Raw genomic sequence first — 19,799 nt, forward strand, 5'->3', positions numbered from 1 at the left:
AGACGTCATCTGCCGATAATGTGTTTAAACACAGGGAGATCATGATGTCCGAGGTTAAATATTTCAGTAATTGCTACGAGTTTTTGAATTCACAGAACATAGATGATAATGCCGGCATTGCCGCAGTGAAAACGAAAGGCTTACATCTCGTATGGGAAAATGGCGTGCCTGTATCAACAGGAAATTGGAGATTTGTAGCGCCAAATGACATTGATCACCTCTTAATATTTTACGTTCAAAATAAACTCCCGACGCAGTTATGGTTGGGTGAAGTCGTTGGTTCGACGAGGGTAAGCAAGCTGAAGAGAAAAGGGGATAACGTCCAACTTCAGGTCAGAAATATGGCGTTGATCGGTGAAACAACTCAGAAATGGAAAACGTTCACCAATAATGGTCAATCAAATGGGATAAGAATTTTACAACGGAAAACGGTGAGTCCAGCCACCCTGATTTCCGATGAAACGCCGATGAGTATTCCTGCTGGTAACAGGTATCCTCAAAAAATCTCTGAAACCAGGGATATTGTGGAACGATGTGAGCAGGTTAAAAAATATACCCTTTTGCGCGCTAATGGCCAGTGTCAGGGATGTTCTAATCAAACAACGCCTTTATTGACAGACATTCAGTCAGTATTTCTGGAGGTCCATCATGTGAAGTTTCTACGAAATTCAGGGCCAGATACCATCGATAATACTGTTGCTCTTTGCCCTCGCTGTCATAAAAAAACTCATCACAGTCATGACCGTCATCTTTTCATGAACCATCTGTATGAAGTGAACGATTTTCTGAAACCTTAATTTCGTGTCAGTAGCGTGACGTATAATTCCTTGTTACAGGTTTTCAAGGTTTTATTATCGGCATGACAGCATCGCGCCCATATTGCAATAAGCGTCAACTTAATCAGAGCTGACTCTGGATATGAAGCACAAAAACTAGAAGCCCGCTTAAGTTTGCTTAAGCGGGCTTCTAGTTTTTGGATCCTCTGACTGAGATCGCCTTCGCCTGCAGCTGAATAATAAGCAAGCAAACTCTCAATTCCCATCCTGTCCAGACCACGAAAATGACCACTAATAGTTGTGGGTTGCTTAAAGAAGATTTAAACACTTCGCTTAATGTGTTGATCCTTCTACGATGTTCTCTGCCAAGGATAGTTAGAAAGGGCATCAAAAAGTCGGCTTGAAGCTTGATTCTGTCCAAAGACCTAGAACAGTTTTCTCTGTGCCAGATCGGACGTTATTAACTGAACGTTAAATTTAATTTTGTGCGTAGTTCTATGGCTTCTTTTTCCACTCCACTTCATATTTAAACCGTTTTCAAACGGTTGATAAATCAAAGTAGAATGTCCGTAAACGTTCAATTGCGCGGTGCCTGACAAATAGGTTATGCGACTTCAAGGTGATCGCCCTACACTCCAACAGGAAGAATTATGGCTCACATCAGCGCCGTCGTAACGCTACGACCAATTCGATTCGCATTCCTCATAAAACCCAGTGACAATCAACGATTGCTGGAAATCTTCCAAATAAACACCTGCTTGTGGGGTGGCAATTTCAACCCTATCATTCCCATTTTCGGCCATGTACCTAAATGGTGGGATAGGAATGATTACAAACCTGAAAGCGCCCTGCAGATCGTAAATGGCTATCTTGATGCTTTCGAGCCTGATTTCCTCGTTGAGGCTGAGGCGGGACTGGCTACAGGATTAGGCTTTGATCCAGACCGAATACTCCAACTGTCTGACATGCTAAGACGAGCAGACGAACCGAGTGGCAAAGCGGGCCTTGATGTCTTCGACTTATACAAAGATCTGTATAAGAAGCAATTTCAATTCGTACGTAGGCATGATCACAATATTGTAGATGTCATACCTCAGACGAAATCTTTTAAGCCGTTCTGTGCCTGCCTTTTCGGGAGCTTTCCAGAGGCTGATGATCTTGAATATTTTGGTCAAGGATTCCGCGATGCTTTTGACCCCAAACAGATCGTTTTTACCGCAGATTCGCTAACTGAGCTGTTCAAGGATGGATTTAATTCCGCATTACAAATTGGTCACTCGAATATTGAGATTAATTATCAGGACCATACGGATCCAACGCTCTTCGTCATGGATGCACAGGACTCGCGCGATCTAATTGACTATTGGAATCTTCGTGCAGTAAGGAGGAATGTCCGCCCAATTCCAGTCCAATGGCTCGACGTGCTTTCCCCGTACTGTAGAGAATACATCGAGCATTGCCATCGACCGCTTCGAGGAAATCCACACGGCGTAATGACCCATGCTAACGTGTTGTTTGCAAGGTCACTCCCTTCTGCAGACATCGAACAACTGTATGCTGACTATTTGCGCGTAGATCGGGAGGGGGCAAATGTCCGACAAGATTGGTACCCTCCAATTTGGCGTCCGTCCCCACATTTTGCCGTTCGTAATACACGCCCCATTCTTTCTGCAGGAGAAAAAACGTTCGACACGCAAATTGACGCAGACCGAACCGAACTTCGGTTCGACAATCTCCATCCAGATTTCGCTGAGAGATATGGCAACAGCGACGCTCGTTGGACGAACGTTGTGAAACTTCAAAATTGGTCAAATACAGACCGAATCGCAACCGTCTTTCCCAATGATTACCGATTGCCTAAGTTCCCTCGTTTTCAGTCGATACAGAGAAAAATTTTGTCTACGACAGAAGGTTTTGTTGTTTTTTGCCATTACAAAAATACGTCCAACCTCTGGCGTCTAAACGATGGTACAACTTCTATCAGTGAGTGGCTAAAAACCAATGGAATCGAAAGCCAAGTCTCCGATGCAGGACAAGCCACACAGCAAATTGTTAACACACTCGGTGGTTTCTGGGGCATTAGCAGCTTTGCTCACGCAGAGATCGTGAAGCTTCTAAATAAAATTTCGCGGAGCCCCATCTCACCCTCAATTCAAAACCAGGAATTTCAGAACAAGATTAAAAACGCGGTGAAGGGTGATATATGGCGAAATAAAAATGCAGAAACTTTAATTGAACGTGGTGCTGTTGAACTTGGCTTGGAGTTGAAGTGTTCAAAATGCTCTACTTGGGGATGGCATGCACTTCGCGAACTGGATCATGAAGTAGCATGCAGTCTTTGCCTAAAAAAGTTCCGTTTTCCATCATTAGATCCAAGTTCAAGTCAGTTATCTCGTTGGGCCTACAGGCTTATTGGTCCGTTCGCACTCCCTGATTACGCTCGAGGAGGATACGCCGCATCACTCACATTGAGATTTCTCGCTAAAACATTCGGAAATCATGACACCAAAGTCACATGGTCAACTGGCCAAATACTGAAGTTGGCCCCTAAAAATCACATTGAAGCTGATCTCATACTCTGGCATCAACGCAAAGTCTTCAATGGACTAGATCATCATGCAGAGCTCGTATTTGGAGAGGCAAAAAGCTTCAGAGGCGAGAATTCCGAAGAGAAAAATGCAGTAGCTGATGCATTTGAAGTAGAAGATGTGGAAAGAATGAAACAACTTGCTATCCGCTTTCCTGGCACGATTCTCGTTTTTGCAACCATGAAGCAGGCTGGGGACCTTTCCCCAGCCGAGATTCAGCGGATTGCAAAACTCGCGGTCTGGGGACGTGAATACATTCCCGAGCGCCAGCAAACAAGGGCTCCCGTAGTACTCCTAACTGGTCTAGAGCTGTTCGCACCATATTCGCTTTATGAAGCTTGGAGTACTGCAGGTGGCCGCCATGCCGAAATGGGAAATGGACAGCGCGGTTATACAGATGACCTTCGCATTCTGGCTGATATGACCCAGCAGCTATACCTTAATATGCCGTCACATAGCGAGTGGTTGCAAGCAAAGTGGGAAAAGCGAAATCAGCGTCGTCAGGTGCGGCAAGCTGCCGTGTTGACTGCACGAGATACTGAGGATCATTAATGTAATTCAAGAGTGTGGTTGGTCAGATGCTAAACCACTCCAGTTTTCGGCATGAGCACAACGTCCGTTTTTTGCTCAAAGTTGCCCGTCCACTTCTATCTGCTTAGTAAACAGGTTTAGCGTGGATGTTCACCGTATTTAATGTTGAACCAATTGATGGTTTGCCTCTGAATGACGAAATAAATTGTCCGGCAGAGAGAAGGACATAAGGCCTTTTTAACGTCGTCCACCGATGACATTCGTTTAATGGAACGTTGTCTTTTTACCGATGCTGACAATTTCTACGCCAACGCCTTCATGAGCTGGTTCACTGGAAGGGCGAATGATCTACTGAACCGTTAAATGAAAGGGAAGTTTGGCACCGAGGGATATGCATTTGAAGAGCTGAACGATGAACTAAGAAGCGAGTTCCTGATGGCTGATTTGGGGATTGCTGGAGAGGTGCAGCATGAAAGCTATGTCGCTTCCTGGCTGAAAGCACTGAAGAACGACAAACGCTATATTTTCAAGGCTGCTAGCTCGGCATCCAAAGCGCACCGTTATATGATGGTTAAAATCTGAGCCTGTCAGAGATTCACCAATCACACAAAAACAAAAAGCCCGCTTAAGTTTCCTTAAGCGGGCTTCTTTAATTTGGCTCCTCTGACTGGGATCGCCTTTACCAGTAACTGGCTAATAAGTAAGCTAAACCTGAATTCCTTTTCTGTCAAGACCACCAGAATGACCACTAATTTCTACGTCAATGGACTGCATGAACCGGTGCACTGGAGTGGTGTTGACCTGCTCCCCATTGATTGTCACACCTTGATGTCAGTAGTGTCCGCTCTTGGCTGTTTGCAGACATGCCTCAAGGCTGACGTCGGTCTCGGTGAGTTCTTCCCGCAGTTGTGGTACAAATACATCTGGCGCGGGGTGAGGTTACTGGCAGTGGCCAGTTAGGAACCTAGCAGTAAACGCTGCAGTTCATGTCGTGAAATCAATGACAATCTGATACTGGCCATACAAACATGGATATGCCCCAGCTGTGGCTCCGGGCATTACAAGTGGGTCCTACTTAATTCGGGAATATGTAATGCCATCGATTACCCTGATAACCTGCTCAACATCCTTCGCCCCAATACGAGTAAAAATCTCCTCTGCTGAGAATTCTTTCGCCAACTCTCGGATTGCACGTACCTGCTTTACGGATAATCTGCCATCTTGACCACAAATCTGGGCGATAGCCCAGTCATTATCGCGCCATTTTTCCGCAACCCAAGGCGCCGGCAGCCCCTTTCTCGGATGTTCCTTGAGCCATGTACTTATGATGCCATCACGCTCATCCGTCATTGGGGCAATTGACGATTTAATCATGCCATTTTCACGCAGGTAACGCAGCCCTGATTTTCCTCCTGGGATCATGTTTAGGCGACGCTGGTCGTCCCAGTGACCCTCAACCATAAATTCTTCGGCGGCGTAGAGTTTTTCAAGATCATCAGTGATTGCCATTACCTTATGATGCAAATAGGAAACACGCCCCTTCTGCTTTTCTTCCCGAAATTTGCTATGGAAAAGAAGTGGACTTCCATTATTGATGGCGCGCTTATGTTCAGACCATCGTTTCTGCCAACTGCGGGTTGTCACCCCAACATAAAAGAAACCATCAAAAGGATACGAGCCTCCATTACCAAAAATATGCTGGTAAAGGACATAAGCATTAGTCGGGAAGAGCTTGGGAGATAACAGGTAATGCGCCGGAATGGAGAAAAGCAGGCTGGGTTGTGTTATCAAGCTTTCATCAATACGTGTTTTACCTTGGGCAGAGGCTTGAATGAGCAGCGGATCGGTAGCAATATCGATAGAAATCATCGGCTGAAGCGAAAATTCATCCGCACCAAGTGCTTTTCCCGACTCGTATTCGGAAGCTTGCCTAACAGTACGATGCCCATTCCTTAGCTTGTCAAACGGGGCAATAAAGCCAGGACGTTTTCCGACAAACACCATATGTAGGCTAGGGACGACCTGGCCAGGTTCCACCCGAAAAATACCATTCGGTTGTTGGGCTTGCTTGAACCATGCGGCACCGTAACTTGAATAACTTATAAAATCATTGATGAGAAATTCAACTTCATGGCGGCGACAGATAAGCTGCTTTGGAACTAAATGTTCCCACCATGATTTGTTTAAGGTGACAGGTCTGCTCATGTCTGACAAGTCCTCTGAATTGATGTTAGTAACTGTTCCGGTTACTTAATTTTTGTTTGCCGCTGTAATTATCATATAGTCTTAGGCGGCCATCTCGTTTAGTGCAAATCAGTGTCAGTGCTGATGTGGTTAGGGGGTAATTTGGTGATGACCAAATTAAAACCGAAACTTGATTCGGTACGTCCGAGCGTGTTTTGCCGAACGGCCATAGCAGTAAGCGCTGTAGTACATGCGGTGAAATCAATGCCGATCTTACTGATAGCCCTTCACATATCGGGGAATCCTTGTCGAGTTTGTGAAGGATTGAGCAAGCCCATCGGCGTGGTAGCGTTTTTCACCTCTGGTCAGTAATTGTCCCCAGGAAGGCCATTTACCCTAGACTACTCTGCATCAATAGCTAACCGATACATGGTCGCCAGTGCAGCAGGGGATTTGAGCACCATTCTCTGTTGATCATAAGCCACCTGGCCAAAGTTCTACATATCTGGACTCATACATAGCCTGCCAGAAGTATGTACCGTGTAAACGGTATTGCTCACGAGCATAGGCCGTAGCCATCACGAGTTGGTTAAAGGGGTTTCATGTTTTCATAAAATGTTATCTGAAATCCCGAGGGAGAATCTCGCGTCTTCCAAACAAATCCAGTTATCACGACGTTTCTTTTACCAACAAAACAATCAGGACCCAACCGAGCCTAATTTGAAACTGCAATCCTTAGGGTAGTGGGTGCATTTTAGTAACGCGTGCAGATGTTTAACTCATTAGGCTTCACCCAATAGCGAACCAATGCGTTACTTTAAAAGCTATAAAATTCATAATGTTAATAATATTTTGATATCAGAACGACGTTAGTAACGCATATGAGTTACTATTCATCATGTTCCGAGTATACAGAAACTCATCATTGCTGAAACGCAGTGACATGGTGGCTCTCTGTGGCCACTCTATTTAGTGGCCATGATTTGTTCAACCCAATGCATCGCACAGTTGAATGCTACAGTTCCTAATATTCGTACATAAGATAAGTAACGCATAACTCTGTGTCGTGGTTGAAGAATATCTCATAAAACCTCAAATGAGTTACGATAAAACACCGAATATTCAAATAGTTACAATGTTTATTCGGTCTCTTTTGTCATAGTAACGCATATGGGTTACTATGGCAAAATGACTATGAAATAAGATGAAGAGGCTTTAAATGGAGAAATTGATCACTGACGCAATGGAGTACCTTTCTTCATCCTTTCTGGTAGAAACAGAGGTTCGACAGGGCATAGAAGACATTTTGCCTTTCCAAATAAGGCAAAAGGCATCTGCCTATATAATAAGAATAGAAGGCACCGATTTCATATGTATAGCATCTGATAAGCTATCTGTGCTTACTTCAAACAACTTTCTCTACATTAGAAAGATAGTTTCAAAAATTGACCTTCCGTTAATTATAATTAGCGAAGAGTTAGATTTTGAAACAAGAAGGATGATTAAGAAAATAGGTGGTGGCTGGATTATACCTAATAAGTATTCCTTTATATCATCTTTATTTATTCATAAAGAAGCAAATGAATTAAAAGAAAAGAAAATCACTGTTGATAATGAAAAAAAATTTGGTGTCATTCCATCATACTTAATGGCGTATTATCTATGTGGTTATTTTGATGATGAATTTGTTAGTTTTGATATTATAGATACTTTAAAAGTATCAAAAATGGCCGTGTCGAGAGCAATTAAAGAGTTAATAGAAAGAAATATTATTGTTGAAACAGGTGAGGGTAAACTTCGCTCGTTTGAGTTCTCCTGCGACAGGCAAACACTTTGGAATCGACATCGAAATAATATAGCAGAACTTTCTACCGGTTTCATTCCTGTCAGAAATGGGAAAATAAAAAATCTTGACACATTTTTGACAGGCGAGTCGGCGTTATCTAAATATACACTAATATCCCCTCCGTTCTACCAGCAACTGGGAATATCGATGAGCGACACTGATAGATACATGAGACCAATTACGCCAGCAACTATTGAGGGTGATTATTTTTTCAAAGCTTTGAGTCTACTTGAGGAAACCGACGAACATGTAAGTGACGATGTTTGCTTATTACAAATATTCCCTTATGCACCTGTGGTTAATAATGGTTATCTTGACAAGATATTTTTATCTCTGTCTAGAGTTAATAAAAAAGAAGTTCGCGTAAAATCATCATATTTCGAACTGGAAACGGATATATTTCAAAATCTTAAGAATGTAAGGAGTAAATCATGATTGGCATTGAGTTTCTTTCTGACTACATGCGAGATTACTCAAATGGTTATATATTGATCGGCGGGAATGCCTGTGCATTACATTTTGAAAAACTCGATGTACAGTTTCGTGAAACTGTTGATCTGGATATTGTTTTGATTATAGAAAGTAATGACGAAAACTTTTATATCCACTTAAGAAACTACATTGAAGAGAATGGATATAAAGGTAAGGTTTTCAATGGCAGTAACCCCGGTGGTTCAGCCTATAGGTTTAAGTTACCTGATGACTTGAAAGGCGGGAATAAGCCGGGTCAAATAGAGCTATTTTCAAAGAAACCAGATTACTTTGATGCAGCCGAGTCAGAAAAATTACATATCACCCCCATTGAAGCTGGCGAGGGAGTTTCAAACTTCTCTGCTATATTGCTCGACGACGAAATTTATAGTTTCATTTTGGGTTCAAAACAAGAAATTAAAAATGTATCAACAGTAAATCTGGAGTGTTTGTTAGGGTTGAAATCAATTGCATGGCATGGTAATCAGGAGTTATACGATAAAGAGGAAATAAAGAACTACGGTGATGTGATTAAACATCCAGATGATATGCTATCAATTATAGCTGTTATTGACATCGAGGAAATGTCATGTCCAAAAGTTGTGTTCGATAGTCTTGAAACATCAAAAAAGTTATTTTCTGAGGACAGAATACGCCAAGAACTTTCAGCTCGTGACGCATCTGAATTCGAGGGTGCAATCGAGTTTATAAATGAGTTTGTCAAACAAAAAATCAGTTGAGAAAACCAATATATACATACCCTATGCATATATAAGCACCATGGATGTGCATAATGAAGACGCCATCTTTTGTGGGTTTTTTATGCTTTTTATCTAGATAGTACACGGTTCTGATCGGTAGCAGCTAGAAAGGATGTGGTGCCAATGGTAGGTTAGGTATCTCTGCGTAGGATGTATGTAAGAGGTGGGGAGTTATGAAACGGCTTTCATCTCCACGACGCTTTAATTAGCTTTGCCGGGATATACAAAATTATAAGAAGGGGAACCGTAAGATTCCCCTTTTGTCTTTATTGCTTTGGTATCATCGCATTGCGCGTGTACATTCTTGTCAACCATTCTTCAACACATTCCAGATCAACAGGCCTGTTTTGAAGTCCTTCAGAAGGGCTAACGTTGAAATGCCAGTAATCTCCATCGTCAAGCATACTTTTGCTTTGCCAGGACAAATAGCCTGTTGCTGCGTATGAGACACCGGGGATGAACTCTTCAAAACGATAGTCAATGCCTCCATTTCCATTCACGTTTGGAGTAAAATAAAAACGAACTACTTCTTCTGTCAGTAAAACAGGTAGAGTTGAACTTGATTCTTGCTCAGCACTGTTCCTGAAGCCGGGAACCTTATGCACAATTGAGAACGTTGGCACCGGGAAAGAAAAGAGATCTGCTTTTTCCTCTTTCAAAGGAGAATGACACAGCAGGTTTCTTTCACCAGTGAAAACGATGCTAAAGCCTAAACTGCTATAACGTGTGATTACCTGGCTTAGTATCTTGAAAAGAATGTTTTGTCGGTGGGTAAGCTCGTTTCTGCGGCGCTCACAACGATTGTCTTTATCCATCAAGCTGGTTAGTCTTTCCTTCAAAAGGCCGACTTTCACATCTGTTTTCACTAGTAATTCCTTCTTTTTCGGTGGTAGACTGATCCTACCAACGTAATGTGGACACGGCCCTAAGCGAAGTTCTGGTTTTCAAACTGTTCCGGGCTGAGACCGCCACAGGAACTGTGACGTCGCCAGCGATTGTAATCACACTCGATATAATTAAACACCGTCATCCGCATTATTTCCCGGCTGGCAAAGCGTTCTCCATGGATACATTCTGAATCGCTACGGGTTTGTTAGACATCTCAGAGTCATTTAAAATGGCTTAAAAAAGAGGTGCCCATGAGCGGTAAGCGTTATCCCGACGAGTTTAAAATTGAAGCGGTCAAACAGGTTGTTGGTCGTGGCCATTCCGTTTCAAGCGTGGCAACACGCCTCGATATCACCACACACAGTCTTTATGCGTGGATAAAGAAGTACGGCCCAGATTCTTCGGTAAACCAAGACCAGTCTGATGCTCAGGTTGAGATCCGACGGCTCCAGAAAGAACTAAAACGGGTTACTGATGAACGAGATATATTAAAAAAAGCCGCGGCGTACTTCGCAAAGCTGTCCGACTGAGGTACGTCTTTATTCGTGACAACAGTCGTGACTTTCCGGTTCGTTTGCTCTGCCGTGTTCTGGATGTTCATCCGAGTGGTTTTTATGCTTGGCTTCAGCAACCACATTCACGGCGATACCACACAGACCAGAAGCTGACCGGGCTGATTAAGCAGTTTTGGCTTGAATCTGGATGTGTATATGGCTATCGCAAGATCCACCTAGATCTGCGCGATACGGGTGAGCGGTGTGGTGCAAACCGGGTCTGGCGTTTGATGCACGGCGCTGGAATAAAAGCTCAGGTCGGTTATCGCAGTCCAAGATCGTACAAAGGCGAAGCAAGCATTGTGACGCCTAACAGACTCCAGCGGCAATTTAATCCGATGGCACCGGATGAACGCTGGGTGGCAGATATTACGTATATCAGGACGCATGAAGGCTGGTTGTATCTTGCGGTGATCGTCGATCTGTTCTCCCGCAAAATCATTGGCTGGTCGATGCAATCCCGAATGACGAAAGATATCGTTCTGAATGCGTTGCTAATGGCACTGTGGCGACGTAGCCCACGAAAACAGGTACTGGTACATTCTGACCAAGGCAGTCAGTATACAAGCCATGAGTGGCAGTCATTCCTGAAGTCACATGGTCTGGAAGGCAGCATGAGCCGACGCGGCAACTGCCACCACAATGCAGTTGCAGAAAGTTTTTTCCAGCTTTTAAAGCGTGAGCGGATAAAGAAAAAGATCTATGGAACGCGGGAAGAAGCCCGCAGCGATATTTTTGATTACATCGAAATGTTTTATAACAGTAGGCGTCGGCATGGTTCAAGCGATCAGATGTCGCCGAATGAATATGAACAGCAGTATCATCAACGGCTCGGAAGTGTCTAGATTACCCGTAGCGATTCAGAAATACAATCAGACCAAGCCTGAATTCACAATCGATGTGTAGCATTTCTAAATCGATGTCCCAGAATTTAAAACTATAGCAATAGAGGTTGGTAACAGAATTTAGCCCCCCCATTATCCAAGTTACTTAAATTGGTACTAAGATTTTCTCACTAAGAATTAAAATTGGTTCATAACGATTTCAAGGGCAGTCTTTAGACCTGCCAGATACTTCATTCACCTGAAGTACATAGTGGCTGATTAAAGGTAATCTGATTAGGGGGTGAAAACTCAATGTTATTGTGAGAAAAATTCATTAATGACTTTGAGCTAAGTCAGCAAGTTTAATCGGTTCTTAGAACACTCGTGGAACTGTTTTGATATTTATTTATTGCACATCTTTCAAGCCTGTTTTCAAAGTGTGAGTGTTGGGTGTTATTTTCAAGCAGACACTGGAGTAAGCTCTGGGGAATCGTAAGTCATTATTTTACCTATGCTATTGTGCATGACATAATCTGATCCAATCGCAATAGTAAATAACCGACGGGATTAGCCGCATGTCATCACTATGTTCAAAGGACTACTGTTATATAAGGCTTTAGGTAAACTATGCAACATCGGTTAGGAGATTATAACGGTATCTTTGCTACTATGAAAACCTGCCCAGATGCTTATGAGACCGATCCATTAGGCACTCTCATAACATTGCCGCCTGCTATTTATATCGCTTAAGTACTTTTCTAAGTTATGGTGAGGAGTTAATATAACTAACCTCTAGATGTCTCTTCAGAAATGAGTTCTTAATCCTAAAATGCCTACTATTGAAACGTTCGCTACGTTCCTGATTGCATTGACTTTATTAGAATTGTCTCCAGGGCCGGATATGATGTTGACGCTTGCACGGGGGATCGGGCAAGGGCGAAGAATCGCCTTGTTGAATGTTTTCGGTATGGTGTTCCTTGCAGGAATAGTTCAAGTATCTATGCTGGTTTTGGGACTTGCGACGATGCTACGTACATACCCATTGGCCTTAGATATTTTACGATTGGCTGGTGCAATCTACTTGGTGTGGCTTGGTATCAAGATGCTTAAGGCCAGCAAGTCTGGAAGTTCCACACTTTTACAGCCAAGTTCAATGACTGGATGGCAGGCTGTTAAAGAGGGCGCAGTCAACAGTCTTACCAACCCCAAGTCGCTATTATTTATGTTTGCGTTTCTACCACAATTTGTTAATCCTGAGATAGGTTCAGTCTGGTTGCAACTGCTTATATTTGGCACTATCCAGAAACTTGCAGGTATTATTTCATTGGGTTCAGTTGCTATGGCCTCTGGCACGGTAGGTCATTGGCTTTCTAGTAATCCAAAATTACTAATTTGGCAACAACGCTTTACTGGTGTGGTGATGATTGGCTTAGGAGTGAGGATGTTATTTAGCGGTGATACTTCAAATATTCAAAGATAAATTAAACATGGTTCATCTTGATTTTTCTATTACTGCTTTAAATATCTATCGATTGCAGTTTTAGCTGGATCTATTTTTTAATTTTTACAATGCACATGATTACTAATTATAACATTAAAAATGCTGAGGGTGATTAAAATACAACCTGTTATACCTAAAGGTAACCACTTTATTTTGATGGTTATACCATAAAGGCTATATGACTTCCATTGTTAGATAATGGGGCTGTCACATCAATCTTGTAGTCAGAGATTGTCACCAATTGGCATTGTTCATCGTTGTTGCACTATAATAAAAAACGGGAGTTTATTGTCAAAACCCCCGGCATTATATTCATGAAATTCTATTTTTTGGCGGGCCTATTCTTTCGGGAGTAAATACATGGTGCAATATATCCATTTCTGCTGAAATTTAAATAATCAGACCACCATTGCATCATCGCTATTCGAGCATCGAGATATTCTGCTTTGTGGATGTAAGCCGCTCTGACGCTGTTGCGCTCCTGATGGCTCATCTGACGCTCAATCGCATCCTGTGACCAGAGGCCTGATTCTATCAAGGCACTACGGGCCATTGCTCGGAATCCGTGGCCGCAAATATCCTCTTTAGTATTATATTTCATCAGCAGCAGTGCCTTATTAACCGTATTTTCACTCATTGGTCTAGATGGATTACGAATGCTGGGGAACACCAGATCTTGGTCACCGGAGATTTCTCTTATCTGCTTCAGTATGTCGATGGCTTGTTGTGACAGCGGTACTATATGCGGCGTGCGCATTTTCGCCCCCCTGCAGGAATAGCGGACACCGGGGATCGGTTCTCGTGTGGCGGGGATAGTCCAGATTTTGTTTCTGAAATTTATCTCCGTCCAGTGGGCAAACCGCAGTTCGCTGGAGCGAATAAACAGATGCAAAGTCAGCATTACTGCCAGCCGGGTTAATTCCCGTCCTTGATGGTAGCCATCAATCCGACTCAATAGTTCAGGTAATCGTTCAAGGGAAAGGGCCGGGTAGTGTCGTTTAACCGGTGCTGCAATGATACCTTCGAAATTAGACGCCGGGTTGTTTTCAATCATTCCCTGATGCACTGCATGTCGCATGATATTGCACAGGTGCTGACGAGTTCGGGACGCGACTTCCAGCAAACCTTTTGTCTCTATGCCTTTCAGCAGGTCGATAAAATGGGGAGCTTTGAGTTCTGTGACAGGCAGGTGCCCGATTTTCGGGAAGATATGATTGTTCATGCTGGCAAGCAGGCGGGCAGAGTGGTTCTCTGACCAGGTTCGATTGCTTTGATGCCAGCTCAATGCAACGTGTTTAAAGGTTTTTTCTGGTGCGCGGGCTGCTTTGTCTGCGATACGTTGCTGGGCTGGATTGATATTTTGCGCGAGGAGTTTACGGATGCCGTCACGTTGTTGACGGGCATCAGCCAAAGACACATCAGGGTAGGCACCTAAGCCAAGACGTGATTCTTTTCTATTGATACGATATTTGAGATACCAGAGACGTGAACCGCCTGGATTGACCAAAAGGTACAGGCCATGAGAATCGGAAACTTTGAAAGGTTTTTCAGAAGGCTTGAGACTGCGGATTTTAGTGTCGTTCAGAGACATATGGTGGTCACTCCATAATCGAACTGAAATGACCCCAAATCAGACCACCAATCTTGCCCGATGCGGAGGGGGAAATGAAAATGCATCGGGAAGACTTTTCACACTAACTTGTTGAATCTAAATCTTATAAAGATTCGTGAAGATGCATGAAAACATAAATTTGGCTCCTCTGACTGGACTCGAACCAGTGACATACGGATTAACAGTCCGCCGTTCTACCGACTGAACTACAGAGGAATCGTGTGAACGGGGCGCATGATAACGAGTGACGGGGGCGGGATCAAAGGTTTTTTTGCTGCGACGTTCTGATGGGAGACAATTTGTGCAGATGGGTCAAAAAACAGTAAATCTTTCCCGCAGTTCATCAAATAAACTGAATCCTTATGTTAAATAAATGACATTTATTCTCATCCTGAGTCGCGTAAAGTAATCCCATCAGTGTGCTGTTATCCGCCAGTCGGGTCCGGCGCAGCGTTTTTCGCACTATGAGGATGAATACGCGATGAAAAAGATTGGATTTTTATCATTTGGTCACTGGACGCCATCTCCGCAGTCGGGCACCCGTTCGGCAGCAGATGCATTATTACAATCTATCGATCTGGCCGTGGCGGCTGAAGAACTGGGAGCCGATGGCGCTTATTTCCGCGTGCATCACTTTGCCCGTCAGCTGGCCTCGCCATTCCCGTTGCTGGCAGCCATTGGTGCCAAAACCCGCAAGATCGAGATTGGTACCGGTGTTATCGATATGCGTTACGAGAATCCGCTGTATATGGCCGAAAGCGCCAGCGCCGCGGATTTGATTTCCGGGGGGCGTTTGCAGCTCGGTATCAGCCGGGGTTCGCCGGAGCAGGTGATCGACGGCTGGCGCTATTTTGGTTATCAGCCGGAAGAGGGCGAAACAGAAGCCGATATGGCGCGCCGTCATACTGAAAAGCTGCTGGATGCGCTGCGCGGAGAAGGTTTTGCGAAACCCAATCCGCAACCGATGTTTCCAAATCCGCCAGGTTTGCTGCGCACTGAACCCTATTCTGAAGGGCTGCGCGAGCGCATCTGGTGGGGCGCTGGCTCGAATGCGACCGCCGTCTGGGCCGCGAAGCTGGGCATGAATCTGCAAAGCTCAACGCTGAAAGATGATGAAACCGGCGAGCCGTTCCATATTCAGCAGGCGCAGCAAATCCGCGCCTATCGTGCGGCCTGGAAGGAAGCCGGGCATGAGCGGGCACCGCGTGTCTCGGTCAGCCGCAGCATTTTTGCCCTGATGGATGACCGCGATCGCATGTACTTTGGCGGCAGCAGTAACGATGGCGATAAAGTGGGTTTCCTCGATGAGAAAACCCGTGCGATTTTCGGTCGCAGCTATGCAGCCAGCCCGGAAATGCTGATCAAACAGCTGAAACAGGATGAAGCCATCGCCGAAGCCGACACCTTGTTACTGACCGTGCCGAATCAGCTGGGCGTTGAGTATAACGTGCATGTGATTGAATCGATCCTTAAACATGTTGCTCCCGAAATGGGATGGCGTGAGTAGTCGCTAAGCAACATGACGAAACGAAAGCCCGTCGGGGGAAACCCTGGCGGGCTTTTTTCTTTTTGCGACGCGGGCAGATAAGCCGCTGTCATTAAGGGGTTATTCTATAATCAGTGATGGCATTATTTTGATGAAAAAACCCGCAGGCACTGCACAAAATTCTGAAGGCAAGATCTATCAAATACATAGGGTGATTCAGATGTGACTGGTTTCAATCCGCGTATAGAGTAGCAATGAGACTACAAAAACAGGAGTGTGAGCATGAGCAATTCCATTGATGAAGAAGCAAAAGACGCAAAGCCCATTGTTGAAGCAGAAAGAGAAGCATCCGCCGGTAAATGCCCCTTCCATGAAGGTAATACCAATAAATCCTCCGGCGGTGGCACATCCAACCGTGACTGGTGGCCCAATCAGCTCAGGGTTGACCTGCTAAATCAGCACTCAACTCGTTCCAACCCACTGGGCGAGACGTTTGATTATCGTAAAGAATTCGCTAAGTTAGATTACTCTGCACTCAAGTCCGATATCAAAGGGCTGCTCACCGAATCTCAGGCCTGGTGGCCCGCCGACTGGGGCAGTTACATCGGCCTGTTCATCCGTATGGCGTGGCACAGCGCCGGGACGTATCGCTCCGTCGATGGACGCGGCGGATCAGGACGCGGTCAGCAACGCTTTTCTCCTCTCAACTCCTGGCCGGATAACGTCAGCCTCGATAAAGCGCGCCGTCTGTTGTGGCCGGTGAAGCAAAAATACGGTCAGAAAATTTCCTGGGCAGATCTCTACATTCTGGCGGGTAACGTCGCGCTGGAAAATTCTGGCTTCCGCACCTTTGGTTTTGGTGCCGGTCGCGAAGACGTCTGGGAACCGGATCTGGATGTGAACTGGGGTGACGAAACCACCTGGCTTGAACACCGCCATCCTGAAGAACTGGCAAAATCTCCGCTGGGCGCAACGGAAATGGGGCTGATTTACGTGAACCCGGAAGGTCCAAATCACAGCGGTGATCCGGCTTCTGCCGCTCCGGCCATCCGTGCCACCTTCGGCAATATGGGAATGAACGACGAGGAAATCGTCGCGTTAATCGCCGGTGGTCATACGCTCGGTAAAACGCATGGCGCCGCTTCTGCCACCCACGTGGGTGTTGATCCCGAAACCGCACCGATTGAATCTCAGGGCCTCGGCTGGGCAAGCAGCCACGGAACCGGCGCGGGCGCAGATGCCATCACCTCCGGTCTGGAAGTGATCTGGTCGCAAACCCCGACGCAGTGGAGCAATTACTTCTTCGAAAACCTCTTCAAATATGAGTGGGTGCAGACCCGCAGCCCGGCGGGGGCCATTCAGTTTGAAGCCGCCGATGCACCAGACATCATTCCTGATCCGTTCGACACGTCAAAAAAACGCAAACCGACCATGCTGGTCACCGATCTGACGCTGCGCTTTGATCCTGAGTTTGAAAAAATTTCACGTCGTTTCCACGGCGACCCGCAAGCCTTTAACGAAGCTTTTGCCAGAGCGTGGTACAAACTGACTCACCGCGATATGGGGCCAAAAGCGCGTTATATCGGGCCGGAAGTGCCAAAAGAAGATCTCATTTGGCAGGATCCGTTGCCGGTCCCTGTTTATCACCCGACCGTTGCTGAGATTGCGCAGCTGAAGGAAAAAATTGCGGCTTCCGGTCTTACCGTCAGTGAACTTACGTCGGTCGCCTGGGCTTCGGCTTCGACTTTCCGTGGCGGCGACAAACGCGGGGGCGCGAACGGTGCCCGCCTGGCGCTTCAGCCACAAAGAGGGTGGGAGGTGAATGCCACGGCGGCGCGCGTACTGCCCACTCTGGAATCCATCCAGCAGTCCTCCCGCACGGCCTCACTGGCGGATGTGATCGTACTGGCGGGCGTGGTCGGTGTTGAGCAGGCAGCGAAAGCGGCTGGCGTTGATATCGAGGTGCCATTCACTGCCGGTCGTGTGGATGCCCGTCAGGAACAGACGGACATTGAGTCCTTCGAATTGCTGAAACCTAAAGCCGATGGTTTCCGTAACTACCGTGGCAGTTCGGCCAATGCCTCGACCGAAAATCTGTTGATCGACAAGGCCCAGCAACTGACGCTGACCGTGCCTGAATTAACGGTGCTCGTCGGCGGATTACGCGCGCTGGGGGCAAACTATGACGGCAGTCAGCTGGGGGTTTTCTCGCAAAAAACCGGCGAACTTAACACGGATTTCTTCGTCAATTTACTCGACATGCGCACCGAATGGAAAGCCACCGACGGAACGGGTGAACGTTTCGAAGGCCGCGATCGCGTCAGCGGAGAGGGTAAATTCACTGCCTCCCGTGCCGATCTGGTGTTTGGTTCGAATGCCGTTTTACGTGCAAATGCCGAGGTTTATGCCAGCGCTGATGCTAAAGAGAAGTTTGTGAAAGACTTTGTCGCTGCCTGGACAAAAGTGATGAACCTGGACCGGTTCGAACTGTAAACGTAAAGGCAGGACAGTAAAGGGTAGTTAACACCCTCAAAGCCCGCTCAGGGATAACTGAGCGGGCTTTTTAACAGGGAGATTACGCTGTCAGAGAGGGGATCCGCCGTTTCCTCCGTTGCCACCAGCGCCGACAGAAGCAGTATTGGATTTTTCCGGGAAGGGTGTTGCGGTGGTGAAGTGAGCCTGAAGGGGGATCGCACCACCCTACAGGCTCACTTCAAACATCAGACGGGTGGCGAAATTATTTCGCCAGAAGCTCTTTGCGGACGATTTCAGCGCCTGCACTTAAGGCATCCAGCTTGCCTCTTGCCACGCTGCGAGGCAGGGGGATCATGCCGCAGTTAGTGCAAGGATAGAGCTTGTCGGCGTCTACAAACTGCAACGCTTTGCGAAGGGTGGCGGCGACTTCTTCCGGTGTTTCGATATTATTGGTTGCCACATCAATGGCTCCCACCATTACCTTTTTACCGCGAATAAGTTCCAGCAGCTCAATGGGTACATGAGAGTTCTGACATTCCAGTGAAATAATATCGATATTAGATTTTTGCAGTTTTGGAAAAATCTCTTCATATTGTCGCCATTCGGTGCCCAGCGTTTTTTTCCAGTCTGTATTGGCTTTAATGCCATAACCGTAGCAAATGTGGACAGCCGTTTCACATTTAAGCCCTTCGATAGCTCTTTCTAAAGTGGCAATGCCCCAGTCATTCACTTCATCAAAGAAGACATTAAACGCGGGCTCATCGAACTGAATAATATCGACGCCGACAGCTTCTAATTCTTTGGCTTCTTCATTGAGAATTTTAGCGAATTCCCAGGCAAGTTTTTCGCGACTTTTATAGTGGTTATCATACAGCGTATCGATCATGGTCATCGGCCCTGGCAGAGCCCATTTAATTGATCGTGTGGTTTGCTGACGTAAAAACTTAGCATCTTCGACAAAAACCGATCGTTGGCGGCTTACCGGCCCAACAACCGTCGGCACGCTCGCTTCATAGCGATTACGAATTTTAACCGTTTCGCGTTTTTCGAAATCAACGCCGCTGAGGTTCTCAATAAACGTCGTGACAAAATGCTGACGGGTTTGCTCGCCGTCGCTGACAATATCAATACCCGCCTGTTGCTGATCTTCCAGACACAAACGCAGGGCGTCCTGTTTGCCGTCAATTAATTCCTGATCCTGCAATTTCCACGGGGACCAAAGCACCTCAGGTTGTGCCAGCCAGGAAGGCTTAGGTAAACTGCCCGCAGTCGATGTCGGTAATAATTTTTTCATAACAGGTG

General features: G+C 45.8%; 12 protein-coding genes, 1 tRNA gene and 2 pseudogenes. 9 read left to right on the forward strand and 6 right to left on the reverse strand.

Features of this window, described 5'->3' with window-relative positions:
- The first annotated feature begins 41 nt into the window (after nt 1–41).
- From ACQZQY_RS14640 to ACQZQY_RS14650, 3 genes and pseudogenes are all read left to right on the forward strand, one after another.
- Nucleotides 42–797 (forward strand): HNH endonuclease, encoded by a 756-nt coding sequence (locus ACQZQY_RS14640; protein ID WP_431295857.1) that lies wholly within the window; start codon nt 42–44, stop codon nt 795–797.
- A 629-nt stretch (nt 798–1,426) separates the two neighbouring features.
- Nucleotides 1,427–3,916: a hypothetical protein gene (locus tag ACQZQY_RS14645; RefSeq protein WP_431295858.1), complete on the forward strand. Its 2,490-nt coding sequence runs from the start codon at nt 1,427–1,429 to the stop codon at nt 3,914–3,916.
- A gap of 128 nt (nt 3,917–4,044) precedes the next feature.
- Nucleotides 4,045–4,477, forward strand: a pseudogene (locus tag ACQZQY_RS14650) (zincin-like metallopeptidase domain-containing protein); the annotation flags it as partial.
- 489 nt (nt 4,478–4,966) lie between these two features.
- On the opposite strand, the gene ACQZQY_RS14655 reads toward ACQZQY_RS14650, so the two are convergent.
- On the reverse strand, nt 4,967–6,100 hold the full coding sequence (locus tag ACQZQY_RS14655) for a hypothetical protein (protein ID WP_431295859.1): 1,134 nt from the start codon (nt 6,098–6,100) through the stop codon (nt 4,967–4,969).
- 1,198 nt (nt 6,101–7,298) lie between these two features.
- On the opposite strand from ACQZQY_RS14655, the gene ACQZQY_RS14660 reads away from it, so the two are divergent.
- On the forward strand, nt 7,299–8,360 hold the full coding sequence (locus ACQZQY_RS14660) for a hypothetical protein (RefSeq protein ID WP_340278517.1): 1,062 nt from the start codon (nt 7,299–7,301) through the stop codon (nt 8,358–8,360).
- A complete protein-coding gene (locus ACQZQY_RS14665; RefSeq protein ID WP_431295860.1) occupies nt 8,357–9,136 on the forward strand; it encodes a hypothetical protein in 780 nt (259 codons plus the stop codon). Before ACQZQY_RS14660 ends, ACQZQY_RS14665 begins: the two co-directional genes overlap by 4 nt.
- 287 nt (nt 9,137–9,423) lie before the next feature.
- Here ACQZQY_RS14665 and ACQZQY_RS14670 read toward each other — a convergent pair whose 3' ends face one another.
- Both ACQZQY_RS14670 and ACQZQY_RS14675 read right to left on the reverse strand, forming a co-directional pair.
- The gene (locus ACQZQY_RS14670) at nt 9,424–10,023 is read right to left on the reverse strand and encodes a hypothetical protein (RefSeq protein ID WP_431295861.1); all 600 of its coding nucleotides are present in this window, start codon (nt 10,021–10,023) and stop codon (nt 9,424–9,426) included.
- Nucleotides 10,024–10,082: 59 nt separating this feature from the next.
- Nucleotides 10,083–10,232: pseudogene (locus ACQZQY_RS14675) on the reverse strand (IS3 family transposase); the annotation flags it as partial.
- 64 nt (nt 10,233–10,296) lie between these two features.
- Here ACQZQY_RS14675 and ACQZQY_RS14680 point away from each other — a divergent pair.
- Both ACQZQY_RS14680 and ACQZQY_RS14685 read left to right on the forward strand, forming a co-directional pair.
- Nucleotides 10,297–11,444, forward strand: a protein-coding gene (locus tag ACQZQY_RS14680) for an IS3 family transposase (protein WP_431295862.1) whose coding sequence is annotated in 2 segments (ribosomal slippage) — nt 10,297–10,534 and nt 10,534–11,444 — 1,149 coding nt in all. Because the reading frame shifts where the segments join, the coding sequence is not laid out codon by codon here.
- A gap of 808 nt (nt 11,445–12,252) precedes the next feature.
- Nucleotides 12,253–12,903, forward strand: a complete 651-nt coding sequence (locus ACQZQY_RS14685; RefSeq protein WP_431295863.1) for a LysE family translocator — start codon at nt 12,253–12,255, stop codon at nt 12,901–12,903.
- A gap of 343 nt (nt 12,904–13,246) precedes the next feature.
- Here ACQZQY_RS14685 and ACQZQY_RS14690 read toward each other — a convergent pair whose 3' ends face one another.
- Nucleotides 13,247–14,515 carry a tyrosine-type recombinase/integrase gene (locus ACQZQY_RS14690; RefSeq protein ID WP_431295864.1) on the reverse strand — a complete coding sequence of 423 codons (1,269 nt, stop codon included), beginning with the start codon at nt 14,513–14,515 and terminating at the stop codon, nt 13,247–13,249.
- 161 nt (nt 14,516–14,676) lie between these two features.
- Nucleotides 14,677–14,752: transfer RNA gene (locus ACQZQY_RS14695), tRNA-Asn, on the reverse strand.
- 265 nt (nt 14,753–15,017) lie between these two features.
- Here ACQZQY_RS14695 and ACQZQY_RS14700 point away from each other — a divergent pair.
- Nucleotides 15,018–16,043 carry an LLM class flavin-dependent oxidoreductase gene (locus ACQZQY_RS14700; RefSeq protein WP_183846786.1) on the forward strand — a complete coding sequence of 342 codons (1,026 nt, stop codon included), beginning with the start codon at nt 15,018–15,020 and terminating at the stop codon, nt 16,041–16,043.
- Between the two features lie 261 nt (nt 16,044–16,304).
- Nucleotides 16,305–18,515, forward strand: a complete 2,211-nt coding sequence (katG, locus tag ACQZQY_RS14705) for a catalase/peroxidase HPI (protein WP_431295865.1) — start codon at nt 16,305–16,307, stop codon at nt 18,513–18,515.
- 244 nt (nt 18,516–18,759) lie between these two features.
- On the opposite strand, the gene ACQZQY_RS14710 is transcribed toward katG, so the two are convergent.
- Nucleotides 18,760–19,791: a methionine synthase gene (locus ACQZQY_RS14710; RefSeq protein ID WP_431295866.1), complete on the reverse strand. Its 1,032-nt coding sequence runs from the start codon at nt 19,789–19,791 to the stop codon at nt 18,760–18,762.
- Nucleotides 19,792–19,799 lie beyond the last annotated feature (8 nt).

Source organism: Rahnella sp. PAMC25559 (assembly GCF_050632365.1).
Classification (GTDB): Bacteria; Pseudomonadota; Gammaproteobacteria; order Enterobacterales; family Enterobacteriaceae; genus Rahnella; species Rahnella rivi.